This window comes from Pseudarthrobacter chlorophenolicus A6 (assembly GCF_000022025.1).
In the GTDB taxonomy this organism is placed as follows: Bacteria; Actinomycetota; Actinomycetes; order Actinomycetales; family Micrococcaceae; genus Arthrobacter; species Arthrobacter chlorophenolicus.
In genome coordinates, this window is record NC_011886.1 from 123,537 (window position 1) to 138,610 (window position 15,074).

Consider the following 15,074-nt stretch of genomic DNA (forward strand, 5'->3'; position numbering starts at 1 on the left):
AGTCATCATGAAACTCGGCGTCTACAACGCGATCCTGCACGACCGTACCCTGCCTGAGGCCCTCAAAGTCATCGCCAACCTGGGCCTGACGGGCATCGAGATCAACACCGGCGGTTTCCTGCCCCCGGTGCACATCCCCAACATCGACGAAATCCTGACCAGCGATGCGGCCCGGGACGAGTACCTGGCGACGTTCGAGGGCACCGGGGTGTCCATTGCCGGATTGAACTGCAACGGCAATCCACTGCATCCCAACCGCGAGATCGGTGAGAAGCACGCCGAGGACATCCGCCAGTCCATCCGGCTGGCGCACCGCCTGGGCCAGAACCGTGTGGTCACCATGTCCGGGCTCCCCGGCGGGGAGCCCGGTGCGACCGTTCCCAACTGGATCGTGAACGCGTGGAACTCCGCGGCGCTGGACGTCCTGGAGTACCAGTGGGAGATCGCTGGGGCGTTCTGGAAGGAGATCGACCAACTGGCGCGGGAACTGGACGTCAAGGTGGCCCTGGAGCTGCACCCGCAGAACCTGGTGTTCAACACGGCGGACGTCCGGAAGCTGGTTGAGCTGACCGGCGCCACGAACGTGGGTGTGGAGCTGGATGCCTCGCACCTGTTCTGGCAGCAGATGGACCCGGTGGCCGTGGTCCGCGAACTGGGTCCGCTGGTGTTCCAGGCTGCGGCGAAGGACGTCCGGGTCAACAAGGAGAACGCAGCCCTGTACGGTGTGCTGGACAACAGTTTCCGCAAGCTGTCCCCCGAAGAAAACCGCACCAACCTGGGTGGGGATGAGTGGGCCAATGAATGGCCCAAGGACTCTGCCTGGGACTTCGTAGCCCTGGGCCGCGGCCATGACACCGCCTATTGGACCGAATTCCTGCGGGCCCTGCATGAGGTGGACCCGGAGATGCTGGTGAACATCGAACACGAGGACGTGTCGCTCGGCCGGATCGAGGGGCTCCAGGTCGCGGCGAAGGTCCTGCGGGACGCGGATGCGGCCCTCCGGTCCTCGCTGGTCAGCCAGTAACCGCTTCAACTGTTGCAGGGGGTGGCATCCAGCGGATGCCACCCCCTCCTTTTCCTGTGGAGGTCCCCTTGAATACTGCGGGCAAGGTCCGGATAGCGGTCATCGGATCGGGAAAGATGGCGTCGCTCCATGCCCGGAACATTGCCCTGACTCCCGGTGCATGCCTGGCCGCGGTAGCGGGCGGGTCAGGCGCTTCCGGCCTTGCATCGGCCTACGGCACCGCCTGCCTGGAGGTCGACGATGCCTTCAGCCACCCAGGCGTCGATGCAGTGGTGATTGCCTCACCCAACCGATTCCACGCTGACCACATCGTCCAGGCCGCCAACGGCGGCAAGGCTGTGCTGGTGGAAAAACCGGTGGATCTCCACCTGGGCCGGGTGGATGAATGCATCGCCGCCGTGGGGGCTGCCTCTGACCGGGTGGTGGTTGCCTTCAACCGCCGGTTCGATCCATCCTTCGCAGCTGTCCGGGAGCGGATCCTGGGGGGTGAGATCGGTGCCGTGGAGCAGTTGCTCATCATCAGCCGCGACCCCGCGCCACCACCGCTGGAGTACGTCCCGGGTTCCGGGGGCCTCTTCCGGGACATGATGATCCATGACCTGGATATGGCGCGGTTCCTGGTGCCCGGGATCGTCTCCGTCCAAGCGACCACCCAGGAGACTGATCCGCAGCTTGCCGCGCTGGGCGACGCCTCCGGGGCGGTGGTGACCCTCGCTACATGCAGTGGTGCCCTGATAACCATCCTCAACTCCCGCAGCAACGCCTCCGGCTACGACCAAAGGCTGGAAGCCGCCGGCCCCCGCGGGACGCTGTCGGTCAAGAACGCCACGGAGACCCTGGTCCTGGGATCCGGCCGCGGTGGGACGAATACCGGCGGCGCTTTCACCCCGTGGTATGGCGACCGGTACGCGACGGCATACGGCAGGGAAATCGAGCATCTGGTAGCGGTGGCCCGGGGCGAGGCCATCCCGATTGCTTCGCTGCACGACGGCCGCGCCGCACTCGCCCTGGCCGTCGCCGCGGCCCGGTCGGCCGCGATGGGCCAGCGGGTAAGCGTAGGTCCGGCGGCGGCACAAGAAACAACCCCCATGCAAGTGCCCCTCCCTGGGTGACACTTCATTACGTCCCCCGGTTGTTGCGTGGGTCACATCCATTTGCTTCTTTGGCGCACTCCTGACAAACCTTGCATCACATCTTTGATTAGCGCTTGTCAGCGCGTGCCCAATGGAGGGACACCACTTATGACTGACGTTCTCTGGTTTTCTGACCTCGGCCTGTCCGACCTCGACCAGGTTGGCGGCAAGAACGCCTCGCTCGGAGAAATGGTCCGGAACCTTGCCTCTGCAGGGGTAAAAGTACCGGACGGTTTCGCCACCACAGCCGATGCCTACAGAAGATTCCTCGCCGAGTCCGGCCTTGACGCCCGGATTGAAGGCATTCTCGAAGACCTGGACAGCGGCGACGTGGCCGCTTTGACGGTTGTGGGAAAGCAGATCCGGGACCTGATCCGGGAGACCCCCTACCCGAAGGGTTTCGAAGAGCAGATCCGCTCCGCCTATGAGCGCCTCACCGGCAGCCACGGCGCCGATGTGTCCTGGGCGGTCCGCTCCAGCGCCACGGCCGAGGACCTGCCCGACGCCTCGTTCGCAGGCCAGCAGGAGACCTTCCTGAACATCCGCGGCGTGGACAACGTCCTGCTCGCCATCAAGGACGTCTTCGCCTCGCTCTACAACGACCGCGCCATCGCCTACCGCGTGCACCACGGCTTCACCCACTCCGAGGTGGCACTCTCGGCGGGCATCCAGCGGATGGTCCGTTCCGACGTCGGAGCTTCCGGCGTGATGTTCACGATGGACACCGAATCGGGCTTCAACGACGCCGTGTTCATCACGTCGTCCTACGGCCTCGGCGAAGCCGTGGTCCAGGGCGCCGTGAACCCTGACGAGTTCTATGTCCACAAGCCTGCCCTGGCAGCCGGGCGTCCCGCCGTCCTCAAGCGCGGGCTCGGCGAAAAAGCCGTCCAGATGATCTACACCGACTCCGATGAAGTGGGCCGGACCGTGGACTTCGTTCCCGTGCCGCAGGACCTGCGCCGCCGCTTCAGCCTGACCGATGACGAGGTCCAGGAGCTGGCCCGCCACGCCCTGGCCATCGAGGCGCACTACGGCCGCCCCATGGACATTGAGTGGGGCAAGGACGGCGTGGACGGTGAACTGTACATCCTGCAGGCGCGCCCCGAAACGGTCGAGTCCCGCAAGGCCTCCGGCACCATCTCGCGCTACACCCTCACCGAGCATTCCGCCGTCCTGGCCGAGGGCCGCGCCATCGGCCAGCGCATCGGCGCCGGCCAGGTGCGCGTGCTGACCTCCATCGACCAGATGGCCTCCTTCCAGGCCGGCGACGTGCTGGTGGCCAACATGACGGACCCGGACTGGGAACCGATCATGAAGAAGGCCGCCGCCATCGTCACCGACCGCGGCGGACGCACCTGCCACGCGGCCATCATCGCCCGCGAACTGGGCATCCCCGCCGTCGTGGGAACCGGGAAGGCCTCCCAGGTCCTCAAGGACGGAACCCCGGTCACCGTCTCCTGCGCCGAGGGCGAGGCAGGCTTCGTCTACGAGGGGCTGCTGGACTACTCCCTGCAGGAGGCCAGCCTCGACACCATGCCGGAGGCCCCGGTCAAGATCATGATGAACGTGGGCACCCCGGAGCAGGCCTTCAGTTTCTCCAAGCTGCCCAACCACGGTGTTGGCCTGGCCCGCCTGGAATTCATCATCAACCGGCAGATCGGCATCCACCCCAACGCCCTGCTGGCGGTGGCCGGGGAAATCGAACGCCCCGCGTCGCTCTCGGACTTCACCGTGCGGCAGATCCGCGAAAAGACCGCCGCCTACGACGGCCCGCGTGACTACTACGTGCGGCGCCTGGCCGAAGGCATCTCCACGATCGCTGCGGCCTTTGCGCCGGAACCGGTGATCATCCGGCTCTCGGACTTCAAGTCCAACGAGTACGCCAACCTGCTGGGCGGCCCCGCGTTCGAGCCGTCTGAAGAAAACCCCATGATCGGCTACCGCGGCGCGTCCCGGTACCTTTCGGACTCGTTCCGGCAGGCCTTCGAGCTCGAATGCGAGGCCCTGAAGTTTGTCCGCAACGAGATGGGCCTGACCAACATCAAGATCATGGTCCCGTTCGTCCGCACCCTGGCCGAGGCCCGCGGCGTCACCGAGCTGCTCGCCGCCAACGGCCTGACCCGGGGCGAGAACGGCCTGGAAATCGTGATGATGTGCGAGCTGCCGGCCAACGCGCTGCTCGCCGACGAATTCCTGGAGTACTTTGACGGATTTTCCATCGGTTCCAACGACCTCACCCAGCTCACCCTGGGCCTGGACCGTGACTCGGCGCTGGTGGCCGAAGGCTTCGACGAGCGGAACCCGGCGGTCACCAAGCTCCTGGAGATGGCCATCTCCGCCTGCCGCGCCAAGGGCCGGTACGTGGGCATCTGCGGCCAGGGCCCCAGCGACCACCCGGACTTCGCCGAGTGGCTGCTGGCCCAGGGCATCAGCTCCATCTCGCTGAACCCGGACGCCGTGACGGAAACGTGGCTGCGCCTGGCCCGCACCAGCAACCAGCCGGCGGTCTAATGCCGGACACCCCCTGGCGGGACACTGTGGGGACGGGCAGCACGTCCGTCCCCACGGTGTTCTTCCTCTCCGACAGCACCGGCATCACCGCCGAGACGCTGGGCAACACCCTGCTTACGCAGTTTCCCGCCCAGCACCTGGAACGCCGCAGCATCCCGTTCATCACCACCGTGGAACAGGCGCAGGAGGTAGTGGCCGTCATTGACCGTGTTGCCGCCGCCGGCCCCCGGCCCATCGTCTTTTCCACTACGGTCAGCCTTGACGTCCGCGCCGTCCTGGCCCGCAGCCGCGGGCATTTCTTCGACCTGATCGGGACGCATCTCGGCCAGCTGGAGCAGGCCCTGCATGCCTCCGCCAGCGGCCAGCCGGGCCAGGCCCACGGGCTGGGCGACGCCGTGAGATACCAGTCGCGCATGGCCGCCGTCGAGTACGCCATAGAGCACGACGACGGCCAGTCGCTCCGTGCGCTGGAACGTGCCGAGCTGATCCTCATCGCCCCGTCGCGCTGCGGCAAGACCCCCACCACCATGTACCTGGCCCTGCAGCACGGCATCCTCGCCGCCAACTTCCCGCTGGTGGAGGAGGATTTCGAAAGCCTGTCCCTGCCCAAGCCCCTGCTGCCGTTCGCGCGCAAGTGCTTCGGGCTGACCTCGCTGCCGGTGCGGCTGAGCCAGATCCGCCAGGAGCGGCGCCCGGGCAGCAACTACGCCTCACTGAACCAGTGCACGTTCGAGCTGCGCAATGCCGAGGACATGTACCGGGTGAATTCGATTCCGTTCGTGAACTCCGCCTCGATGTCCGTGGAGGAAATTTCCGCCACCGTCCTGCAGCGGATGGAACTGCACCACTGAGTGCACGATCGTCCATACTTGTGCCGTTATAAGCCATGGGAATGAGTGAACGCCGTTCATAGCCTGTAGTGGTGACGAATGACGCCAAGAGCACGATTGTGCTGCCCGGTGCCCCGCAGGACCAGCAGAAAATCCTGGCCGCAGGCGGAGTGGCCTGCTGGAGCGAACCGGTCCTGATCGATACCTATGCTCCCGGGCAGCCTGACCGGTATCCAATGTTCCTGGACCGGCGCGTGTACCAGGGCTCCAGCGGCAAGGTCTATCCGGTGCCGTTCATTGACAGCATCGCGGCGGACAAGGAGCCCCGGCTGTGGCAGGCCATCCACTTGGAAAACGAGTACGTCCGCCTGATGCTCCTGCCGGAGATCGGCGGCCGCATCCACATCGGCTACGACAAGACCGCCGGGTATGACTTCTTCTACCGGAACAACGTGATCAAGCCGGGGCTGGTGGGCCTTGCCGGCCCGTGGATCTCCGGCGGGGTGGAGTTCAACTGGCCCCAGCACCACCGGCCGGCCACCTTCCTCCCCGTGGACACCGCCGTCGAGCGTTCCGCGAACGGCAACGTCACCGTGTGGCACAGCGACCTGGACCCGCTGCAGCGGATGCGCGGAACCCACGGCGTGCGGCTCACGCCCGGCAGTTCGCTCATCGAGGTGGAGGCACGGCTCCACAACCGGACCGACGAGCCGCAGACCTTCCTCTGGTGGGCCAACGTGGCAGCCCGGGTGCATGAGAAGTACCAGTCCTTCTTCCCCACGGACGTCACCCACGTGGCGGATCACGCCCGCCGGGCCGTCACCGCCTTCCCGCGCGCGGACCGGCCGTACTACGGCGTGGACTACCCCGCGCTCGCGGCAGAAGGCGCCCCCGCGGCGGGCCGGCCCGGCGCGGACAGGCTCGACTTCTACGCCAACATCCCCGTCCCCACCTCCTACATGGTGACGGACACCCGGGACAGCTTCTTCGGCGGGTACGACCACGCCGCTGGCGCCGGGTTCGTCCACTGGGCGGACCGCAGCATCGCGCCCGGCAAGAAGCAGTGGACGTGGGGGACCGGTCCGGTGGGCACCGCCTGGGACAGGCATTTAACGGACGACGACGGCCCGTACGTGGAGCTGATGGCCGGCGTCTTCACGGACAACCAGCCCGATTTCAGCTACCTCGCCCCGGGAGAGACGCGCACCTTCAGCCAGTACTGGTACCCCATCGGGCAGATGGGCCCGGCGCAGCAAGCGAACCTGGACGCCGCCGTCGCGCTTTCCCTCGACGACTCGGGCCGCACCGCCACCGTGGGCGTCTCCGCCACCGCACGCCGGGACGCGCGGATTGAGCTCAGGCTTGGGGAGGCAACCCTCCACACCTGGTCCGCGGTCCTCTCGCCCGCCCACCCGTTCACAGCCACCCTGCACCTGCCGGCGCCCGCCGCCGGCACTGACCTGACGCTGCGGGTCATGGACGGTGACACGGAACTGATCTCATGGACCCCGCGGGGAGCCGCGGAGAACCCTGAACCGCGGACGGCCACCGAGCCCGCGCAGCCGCAAAACATGGACAGCATGGATGAGCTGTTCGTTACGGGGACGCACCTGGCGCAGAACCGGCACCCCACCAGGTCCCCGCTGCCGTACTTTGGGGAGATGCTGCGCCGGGACCCGCAGGATTCCCGGGCGTCCACGGCGCTGGGGGCTGCGGAATACCGCATAGGCCACTACGCCCGGGCGCGTGACCTGCTGGAGAACGCCCTGGCCCGGCTGACCCGGCGGAACCTGAATCCGCCCAGCGGGGAGGCGGGCTACCGGCTGGGCCTGGTCCTCGAGCGGACCGGCCGCTTCGACGAAGCCCGGGAGCGGTTCGGAAAGGCAGCCTGGGACCGGGCATGGGCCCACCCGGCGCACCTGGCGCTCGCGCGGCTGGCACTCCGCTCCGGCGACCCGGCGGAGGCGCTGCGCCACGCAGGTGCCGCGCTCGCAACGGAAGCAACCAGCCCGGAGGCCAAGCACCTGAGGTTCCTCGCGCTGGAACGGCTGGGGCGTCCGACGGAAAGCACCGCGCTGCTGTCGGACATCCTGGCCGCCGACCCCCTGGACCCGGTGGCGCAGGCCCTGGCCGGAACCCTGAACGTGGCAGATCCCAAAACCGGCCTGGCGGTAGCCTGCTGGCTGGCCCGGGCGGGGCAGTGGCAGCGTGCCCTTGACCTGGCCGGCATCGCGGATGCTGCGGATGCCCACCCTGCCTTCGGCAGCCCCGGGCCGCTGCTTCATTACCTGCGCGCCAGCTGGCTGGAGGAAATGCTGGACCCGGAGGCCGCCGCCGCGGAGCGTGCCAGGGCGCGGCGCGCGGACCCCACGTATGCGTTCCCGTACGGGCTGGACGACTTCGACGCGCTGCAGCGGGCGCTCGACGCCGACCCCAAGGACAGGGTGGCCCACGGCCTGCTGGGGTGCTGGCTGCTGGATGCAGGCCGGACCGCGGATGCCATGGGGCACCTGGAGAAGGCCGTGGCCCACGGTTCGCAGGACCCAGTGGTGTGGCGGAACGCAGCCCTTGCCACCGTGAACACGGGCGGAGACCCAGTCGCTGCCGACAGGTACTTCGGCCGCGCCCTGGAATTGGCCCCGGACGATGCCCGGCTGGTGTTCGAGCGGTCCGTCCTCGCGGAGGTCCGAGGACTGCCGGCAGGGGAGCGGATCGCCGCGATCGAGCAGCACGGACCCGCGGTCCTGGACCGGGACGACCTCGCCCTCCGCTACGCCAACCTGCTCACGGAAGCAGGCCGGGCGCAGGACGCGCTGGCACTGCTGGCATCCCGCAGCTTCCAGCCCTTCGAAGGCGGTGAGGGCCTGGCGCTCGCGGCCTATGACAGGGCGGCGGTCCAGCACGCCCGGGTCCTGATGGAGGAGCGCCCGACGGCGGCGGCCGCCTTGCTGCGGGACGGCATCGAAGCCCCCGCGAACCTGGGCGAGGGCCGGCATCCGGCGGACAGTATGGCCGAGCGGTTTGTGGCCCTGGGGGATGCGCTGGAGCTCGCCGGGGACGCTTCTGCGGCGGAGGAGGCATGGAACCGTGCACTCCTGCCGGGCGGCCCCTTGGCGGTGGACCGGCGTCCGGTGGGCCCGGCGGACTACTGGCGGGGCATCGCATTCGTGCGGCTGGGATTGCCGGATGGCGCCGAAGACGTGTGGCGGCAGCTGGAAGCCCGGGCCTCCGAGCTGGACTCCGCCCCCGCGGCGCCGGACTACTTCGCGACGTCGCTGCCAGAACTGCTGCTGTTCAACACCCACACGGCCTCCGCGCGGGCCGCGGCAGCCGCGCAGCTCCGGCAACTGGCCGGGCAGGGGCGCGTGCTGACCACGCATGCCGGCACGAAGGAAGGGGCATCACTGTGACCGAAAAACTGCAGACCCAAACATCCGGGACTGACGGACCCCGCTACCTGGGGTCCGGAACCGTGGAAGGCGACACGCGCTCCCTGACCGGAGCGCCGCCGTCGCACCTTCCGCCCCGGCTGGCCATCACCCTCTGGGACTTTTCCTGGTACACCCGCGCTGAGGCCGGCGGCCCGTACGCGGACCTCGACCCTGCGTGCGCGCGGGCGGCGGAGCTCGGGTACAACGCCATCCGGATCTGCGCGGCGCCGCTGCTGCTTTTTGGCGGGCTCGGCCTGGACTCGCTCGCGGAGGACCTGGAGATTGAGGGGCTCGGCACGGCGCCCGACGGCGGAATCTACGGCCGCGGCACGCGCTGGTATGACGCCCCCGGCGGGTACCGGCTGAACCTGCGGGAGCGCCTCCTCAGGTTGTTCGATGCCGCGGAACGGCATGGCCTGGTGATCCTCCTGGCCAGCTGGGAGTACCAGCAGTCGCCCGTGTTCGCAGCCTCCCCGCAATGGTTCGAGGCGATCGACGCCGTCCCGCTGGCCGGCCGGTACCGGGTCCTGGGCGATGCCTGGGACCGGCTGGTCCGGTTCCTGACGGAGGCGGGGCATCGGGAGCGGATCGCCATGGTGGAGCTGCACAACGAGGTGGATTTCTCCATCCTTCCGGCGCTCGCCGACGGCGGCACGGAGCAGGTGCAGCGGCTGCGGCAGTTGCACCCGGACCTGCTGGTGACAGCCAGCTACGGCAAGCCGCCGCACCTGGCCATGCATACCGTTCCGGAAGGCCTGGGTGCGGCCCAGTTCCACGTCTACAGCTATGGGGTGCTCGATGCGCTGCAGCAGCGGATCGACATCCGGTCCGAGGGGACCGAAGGGTTTCCCAACGCTGCCCTGCGTGCGCTGCTGCGCGCCGAGGCTCCCTCGCTCGCCGGGTACGGGCGGCTGGCGGCGTGGAAGTACCGGGCCACCGTGGTCACGGACCAGATGTTCTACGGCTATGACTGGATCGATCCCGCGGCCTGGGACACGTGGCTGGACAAGGAATACCGGCCGTACCGGGAGGTGATGCGGCGCGAGATCGAATCTCGGGTGGTGGCTGTCGCCGCGTGGGCCAGGTGGAAGGACGTTCCTGCGGTGGTGGGAGAGGGGTGGATCGGCTACACACCGCTGCGGGGCGGGTTCGAGGAAGGGCCGGCGGGGCTGGAGCTGGCCGAGCACGGCATCCGCACGGCACTGGCGCACGGCGTGTGGGGGATGGTGCTGTGTTCCAACGCGGCGCCGCACCACCCCATGTGGGCTGATGCCGAGTGGCAGCAACGCATGAACGATCTAATCCTCAGTCTTCCTGCCGGCTGAGCTTCCTTGTGCCGCTCCGGCGGTGGCCGGCCGTTCTATCATGGACATTCCGTGACGGAAGGGGCTGGGTTTGGCGAGGGCCACCGGATTCCAGAACCAGCGGCTGGTGGTGGTGCCCCGGCCGCTGGTCCGCGATGCTCTCAGCCGTCCCATCACCCGGCACCTGGTGGTCACCGACGCCGGGGTCTTTCCCGCGGCCGCCGACCATGGCCGACACCGGCCGGACGGCGCAGCGGAAACCATCGTGATCCTCTGCGTCGCGGGCGCGGGGTGGGTGGAAACCGGGGGCATGCGGACCGCCGTGGGTGCGCCCGCCGCCGTCGTACTCCCCGGCGGGACCGGCGAGGCGCACGCTTACGGTGCCGCGGAGGGCGACCCGTGGACCATCTGGTGGTGCCATGTGCGTGGTGCCGATGTGCCTGACCTGCTGGAGGGGGCGGGCGTGCGGGGCGCCCAGGTCATTCCGCTGGTGGCGGTGGACCGGCTGACGGCGATGCTGGACGAGATCATCACCGCGCTGGAGAAGGACCAGTCGCCGGCCCGGCTGATGGCCACCGCCGGGATGGCGTGGCGGCTGCTGACCGCCCTGGCCATCGACCGCCGGCTGCCGGAGAAGGGGACGCCGCTGCAGCAGGCGATGAACTACTTGGAGGAGCGGGTGGACGGCTCGGTCCGTCTGGCCGACCTTGCGGCACTGGTGGGGGTCTCGTCGTCGTACCTCAGCAAGCTGTTCCGGGAGGCGACGGGCGGGGGAGTGCTGGCGCACCACACGGCCTTGAAGATGGCGCGGGCACGGCTGCTGCTGGACACCACAGACCTGCCCATCGCCGAGGTGGGCCGCGAGATCGGCCTGCAGGACCAGTTCTATTTTTCCCGCCAGTTCCGGCGCCTGCACGGGGTGAGCCCCAGCGCGTACCGGGCGGAGCGCAAGGGATAATCCCCGTTTCTTTGTATGGTTCGCAGAGGTAACCATTCGGCAACGGATCCCTGGTTGCCCGCGGAGGGGCGTGAACCGCGAGACTGGGCCTTGTAGCGTGGGGCGCGGTCAACCCCCGAAAGGTTCTTCTGTTGGACAGCACGCCCCGCCCCGAAAACTCCGACCCCGCGGCTGCGCGCTATCCGGGCCAAGGAAAGCTGGCCGAGGGGAGTGCCCGGTATTCGCGCAGGCGCGTGCCGCGGTGGCTTCTGATTGCCGGTGCGTCCGTCGCTGTGCTCCTGGTGGCGGCGTTGGTTTTCGGCGGCTACTGGGCGTTCCGGCTGCAGTCCAACATCAAATCGTCGGCGTTGGGGGCTGGTGGCCAGCGGTCCGAAGGCCCGGTGGATGACCGGACGGACCGGCTCCAGGTCCTGATCCTGGGCACCGACACACGGGACGGAAAGAACGCCGCCTACGGGACCGCGGACCAGTCCTCCGGGTACGGTCAGTCGGACGTCATGATGCTGCTGGACATCTCAGCCAACAACCAGGACGTCAACGTCATCAGTTTCCCGCGCGACCTCCTGGTGGACGTGCCTTCCTGCGAGGACCAGGACACGGACCGGCGGTATGCGGCCCGGCCCGGGGCGATGATCAACAGTGCCATGGCCGAGGCGGGAATCGGCTGCGCCGTGGACACTGTCAACGAGGTGACCGGGTTCGAGATCGACCACTTCATGATGGCCGACTTCAACTCCGTAAAGGAGCTCTCCAACGCCGTGGGCGGCGTGGACGTCTGCGTGGATGCGGCCGTGTTCGACCCCGATTCCGGGCTGCGCCTGCCGGAGGGAACCTCAAGTGTGCAGGGGGATCAGGCGCTTGCGTTCCTGCGGACCCGGTACGCCTTTGCGGACGGCGGGGACCTGGGCCGGATCCAGGCGCAGCAGGCTTTCCTGGGCTCGCTGACCCGCAAGCTCAAGGATGAGGGGACGCTGCGGAACCCGCAAAAGGTCCTGGGCATCGCCGACACCGTCACCCGGAACCTCACCGTGGACGACGGCCTCGCGTCGATTCCGGCCTTGCTGACCATCGCGGACCGGCTCAAGAACATCGACCCGGCGCGGGTGAACTTCATTACCGTGCCCACCGTTCCGGCCGCGGACCCCAACCGCCTGCAGCTCTCCGAACCGGCGGCGGGCAACCTGTTTGCCGCGCTGCGGCAGAGCGCTGAGCTTGCCGGGCCCGCGCCGGCTCCTTCGGACGCTCCTCCGGCGGAGGCCCCTTCGCCCGGCTACGACAGGTCGCTGCAGCCGGTCCTCATTGCCAACGGCACCACCGTGCCGGGCCGGAGCCACGACATCACCCCCATCCTCACCGGGGCCGGATTCACCAACCTCAGCCGCATCGAGGCGCAGCCCGCCGACGAGACCACCGTCTACTACGGGCCGGATTTCGAGGACGTGGCCGTGGACGTGGCGGCGCTCTTCGGCCTGCCGGCGTCCAAGGTCCAGGCGGACTCTTCTGTATACGGTGTGCAGCTCTACCTGGGCATCGACTTCACGTCCGGCACCAAGCCTTCCGTTACTGAGCCCAGCGCCCGGGACGTGGTGGCGCAGACCGCCGAGGACCAGAAGTGCCAGGCTGTGCGGTAGCGGCGTGCGGCGGCGGTTGCTGCGTTACGCCTGCGTATTCCTGGCTAGGGTCTAGGACGATTTGGCTGTTGTGTCCGGAAATTCAGAGTTGGAGCCTAGTCTGACGTCTTTTCCGCGGGCGCGTGACGTCAGGTTGGGGTGTGCTTCAACTGCGGACGCCGAGCGCATGGACGGCAACGCCGGTTCAACCCTGCTGCAGGTCCGTCGATGCCATCACTACCTAGGGATCCTTGAGCGTGAGGCCTAGTTCGACGCGGGTCATCGCTAGGTCATGTTCAATCGACTCAAAGATCCGGGTCCCGTCTCAGCCGTGCCAGCTTTCGGCAGGGCTGGCGAAACGGCCTGTCAAATCCGCGGCTCCGAACATGTAGGTCTAATGTCATCGCTAGGCTTATCCAACTCTGCCCACATTCTCGGTGTCGAGGCGTCGACTGCTCCAGATCTCGACCACCCCGCGCAGCTGTTGACCGGGATTGGCCCCCAAAGAGACTGAAGTGCCCGGCGGACGATGCAAGCCCGTTCAGCCTACTCATGGGCGAGAGTTATCACGCCTCAAAGGCGCATGTGGCTTACTGTTCGGCTGTTTCAAAGTGACACGGTCTGATGGACGCCGAATTGCCGATGCTTGAAATGAGTAAGGCCGGAAGCGATGCCGACTGTTTGGGACCGGCCCACCATTTTGTTCCTCGAACCTCAGGCCACTGTAATCAGTTAGCTTGGGCTCGCGTGAACAGTATCGACGAAGAGCAGAATGAGGCGGAATGATGAAAGCAAGAGCCCTATTGAAGAGCCGAAAAGAGATATGCGTCCCGGACTGGCAGGAGTTGTGTCTGGGTGAATCCGTTTCAATCCTGAAGAACGCGCAAGTCATAGCCATGGGCCGGGTCAAGGAGGTCTCGAAGAGCGGCAGGGTCTTGTGGATTACAACTCCCTCGCAGGTGACAGAGGAATTCATTATGTCGGACGACGTCACGGTAAAAATCTCAGGAAGGGCATAATGCCGAGGAATTTTCGCTGGAAATGGGACGACGTCATTCAACATGACCTGGTCACGGTCAGCATGGACGGGAAGTTTGTTCAGGAAGGGGTCGTTGATGACCGTTCCGTCGACGGAGCGTTTGTTTGGCTCTTTGACAGCTTAGGCCAGCGCAAGTTGCTCCACGAGCACGACGGGTACGATCTGGTTAAGCTGCACCGGTAGTCATCGCGTGGCGCCTACGCAGTTAAAAATCAACCTTCAACAGCGCGCGTGTGATGACGATGGCCTGATCTGTTAGCCGGCTCAGCTCCTCGTCGTCGCACTCGGGCGAGGCCCACCGGGTCGCGCCTTCGAGCAATGTTATGACAACCCTCACCCGCTCTTCCGCTTCTGCCACGCCCAGGTCCTTCGCGCAGGCAACGTACATGTTTTCGTGCAGCTCTATCCAGCTGTCAACTTCGGTGCGGACTTCTTTTGGGAGAATGCCCGCCACCCGATCCATGGCCACCAGGAGGTCCCAAAGATTGCTTTCAGGAAGCCGGACCTGACGAGTGAAATGGAGCCTGACCATGGCGTCCCAAAACTCGTCGGCACCTTGGGCGGGAGCTACGGCTTCGAGTAGGGCCACGCCAAAGCGATGGAAATGCCAGCGGAGGGATTCGGCAACGATCTCATCCCTACCGGCGGGGAAGTGGGAGTAGAGGCTTGGCGGCTTGATGTGAACAGCGTTGGCGATGGTCCGCATCGACACGGAGTTAAAGCCGTTCGCTATGGCAAGCTCCAGGAAAGCCACGAGGATGTTCTTTCGCGCGGCTGTCTGGTCTGCCCAGTTCCACTCCTCCAGTTGAGTTCGAAAGGCTGCCAGGGCAGATTCGTGGGAGCTGGCGGTCATAGTGCGCCATCCTAACAGCCGTTAGGCGGTTGCGGTGTAAATCTTCCCTAACGTCCGTTAGTTAGGTATGCTGAGAGTGGCGTGAAGCACATTCATCCCGCGTCCCAATTGGTTCAAGCGGAAGAACAAATTATGATCACCGAAACCACGAGCCTGGGGGCCACTCGGAACAGTAATCTCATCCTCGGAAGCGGGCTTTCGGGAATGGTTGCCGCATATATCGACGCCTGTGCTCTTGAGGACGAGGCGTCCCAACATGAGGACTGGAGCGCCGAGCGCGCACTCCGTTTAAGGCTGCCAAGGTGGCGCCCCCGTAACATACGACCGGGCGGCACCGGCCCCGCACTGGCGTCCTGACCCGCGTATCGAAAGGGACTTTCC

The 15,074-nt window shown here is 66.8% G+C and carries 11 protein-coding genes; 10 read left to right on the plus strand and 1 reads right to left on the minus strand.

The features are described 5' to 3' along the window. The first annotated feature begins 7 nt into the window (after nt 1–7). From ACHL_RS00605 to ACHL_RS24540, 10 genes are all read left to right on the plus strand, one after another. Complete coding sequence (locus ACHL_RS00605; protein ID WP_012630858.1) at nt 8–1,024, plus strand: sugar phosphate isomerase/epimerase family protein; 1,017 nt, start codon at nt 8–10, stop codon at nt 1,022–1,024. A gap of 68 nt (nt 1,025–1,092) precedes the next feature. Beyond that, nucleotides 1,093–2,136: a Gfo/Idh/MocA family oxidoreductase gene (locus ACHL_RS00610; RefSeq protein WP_012630859.1), complete on the plus strand. Its 1,044-nt coding sequence runs from the start codon at nt 1,093–1,095 to the stop codon at nt 2,134–2,136. A 129-nt stretch (nt 2,137–2,265) separates the two neighbouring features. Further along, entirely contained in the window at nt 2,266–4,668 is a 2,403-nt protein-coding gene (gene ppsA, locus ACHL_RS00615; protein ID WP_012630860.1) for a phosphoenolpyruvate synthase, read from the plus strand. Then, nucleotides 4,668–5,519: a pyruvate, water dikinase regulatory protein gene (locus ACHL_RS00620; protein WP_012630861.1), complete on the plus strand. Its 852-nt coding sequence runs from the start codon at nt 4,668–4,670 to the stop codon at nt 5,517–5,519. The genes ppsA and ACHL_RS00620 overlap by 1 nt, the downstream gene beginning before the upstream one ends. Before the next feature lie 71 nt (nt 5,520–5,590). Continuing rightward, a complete protein-coding gene (locus ACHL_RS00625; protein ID WP_050767122.1) occupies nt 5,591–8,908 on the plus strand; it encodes a DUF5107 domain-containing protein in 3,318 nt (1,105 codons plus the stop codon). Then, the gene (locus tag ACHL_RS00630) at nt 8,905–10,254 is read left to right on the plus strand and encodes a cellulase-like family protein (protein WP_012630863.1); all 1,350 of its coding nucleotides are present in this window, start codon (nt 8,905–8,907) and stop codon (nt 10,252–10,254) included. Before ACHL_RS00625 ends, ACHL_RS00630 begins: the two co-directional genes overlap by 4 nt. 70 nt (nt 10,255–10,324) lie before the next feature. Further along, nucleotides 10,325–11,191, plus strand: a complete 867-nt coding sequence (locus ACHL_RS00635) for a helix-turn-helix transcriptional regulator (RefSeq protein ID WP_012630864.1) — start codon at nt 10,325–10,327, stop codon at nt 11,189–11,191. Nucleotides 11,192–11,322: 131 nt separating this feature from the next. Beyond that, nucleotides 11,323–12,822, plus strand: a complete 1,500-nt coding sequence (locus ACHL_RS00640) for an LCP family protein (RefSeq protein ID WP_012630865.1) — start codon at nt 11,323–11,325, stop codon at nt 12,820–12,822. 761 nt (nt 12,823–13,583) lie between these two features. After that, nucleotides 13,584–13,820, plus strand: a complete 237-nt coding sequence (locus ACHL_RS00645) for a hypothetical protein (RefSeq protein WP_050767058.1) — start codon at nt 13,584–13,586, stop codon at nt 13,818–13,820. Continuing rightward, nucleotides 13,820–14,023: a hypothetical protein gene (locus tag ACHL_RS24540; RefSeq protein ID WP_012630867.1), complete on the plus strand. Its 204-nt coding sequence runs from the start codon at nt 13,820–13,822 to the stop codon at nt 14,021–14,023. The genes ACHL_RS00645 and ACHL_RS24540 overlap by 1 nt, the downstream gene beginning before the upstream one ends. A gap of 22 nt (nt 14,024–14,045) precedes the next feature. Here the strand turns inward: ACHL_RS24540 and ACHL_RS00655 are convergent, their stop codons facing one another. Beyond that, nucleotides 14,046–14,693, minus strand: a complete 648-nt coding sequence (locus tag ACHL_RS00655; protein ID WP_012630868.1) for a TetR/AcrR family transcriptional regulator — start codon at nt 14,691–14,693, stop codon at nt 14,046–14,048. Nucleotides 14,694–15,074: the final 381 nt, after the last annotated feature.

Excerpts from the sequence above, each read along its gene's own strand:
- ACHL_RS00655 (WP_012630868.1), bottom strand. The coding sequence starts at position 14,693 with ATGACCGCCAGCTCCCACGAATCTGCCCTGGCAGCCTTTCGAACTCAA.
- ppsA (WP_012630860.1), top strand. The coding sequence starts at position 2,266 with ATGACTGACGTTCTCTGGTTTTCTGACCTCGGCCTGTCCGACCTCGAC.
- ACHL_RS24540 (WP_012630867.1), top strand. The coding sequence starts at position 13,820 with ATGCCGAGGAATTTTCGCTGGAAATGGGACGACGTCATTCAACATGAC.
- ACHL_RS00645 (WP_050767058.1), top strand. The coding sequence starts at position 13,584 with ATGATGAAAGCAAGAGCCCTATTGAAGAGCCGAAAAGAGATATGCGTC.
- ACHL_RS00620 (WP_012630861.1), top strand. The coding sequence starts at position 4,668 with ATGCCGGACACCCCCTGGCGGGACACTGTGGGGACGGGCAGCACGTCC.
- ACHL_RS00605 (WP_012630858.1), top strand. The coding sequence starts at position 8 with ATGAAACTCGGCGTCTACAACGCGATCCTGCACGACCGTACCCTGCCT.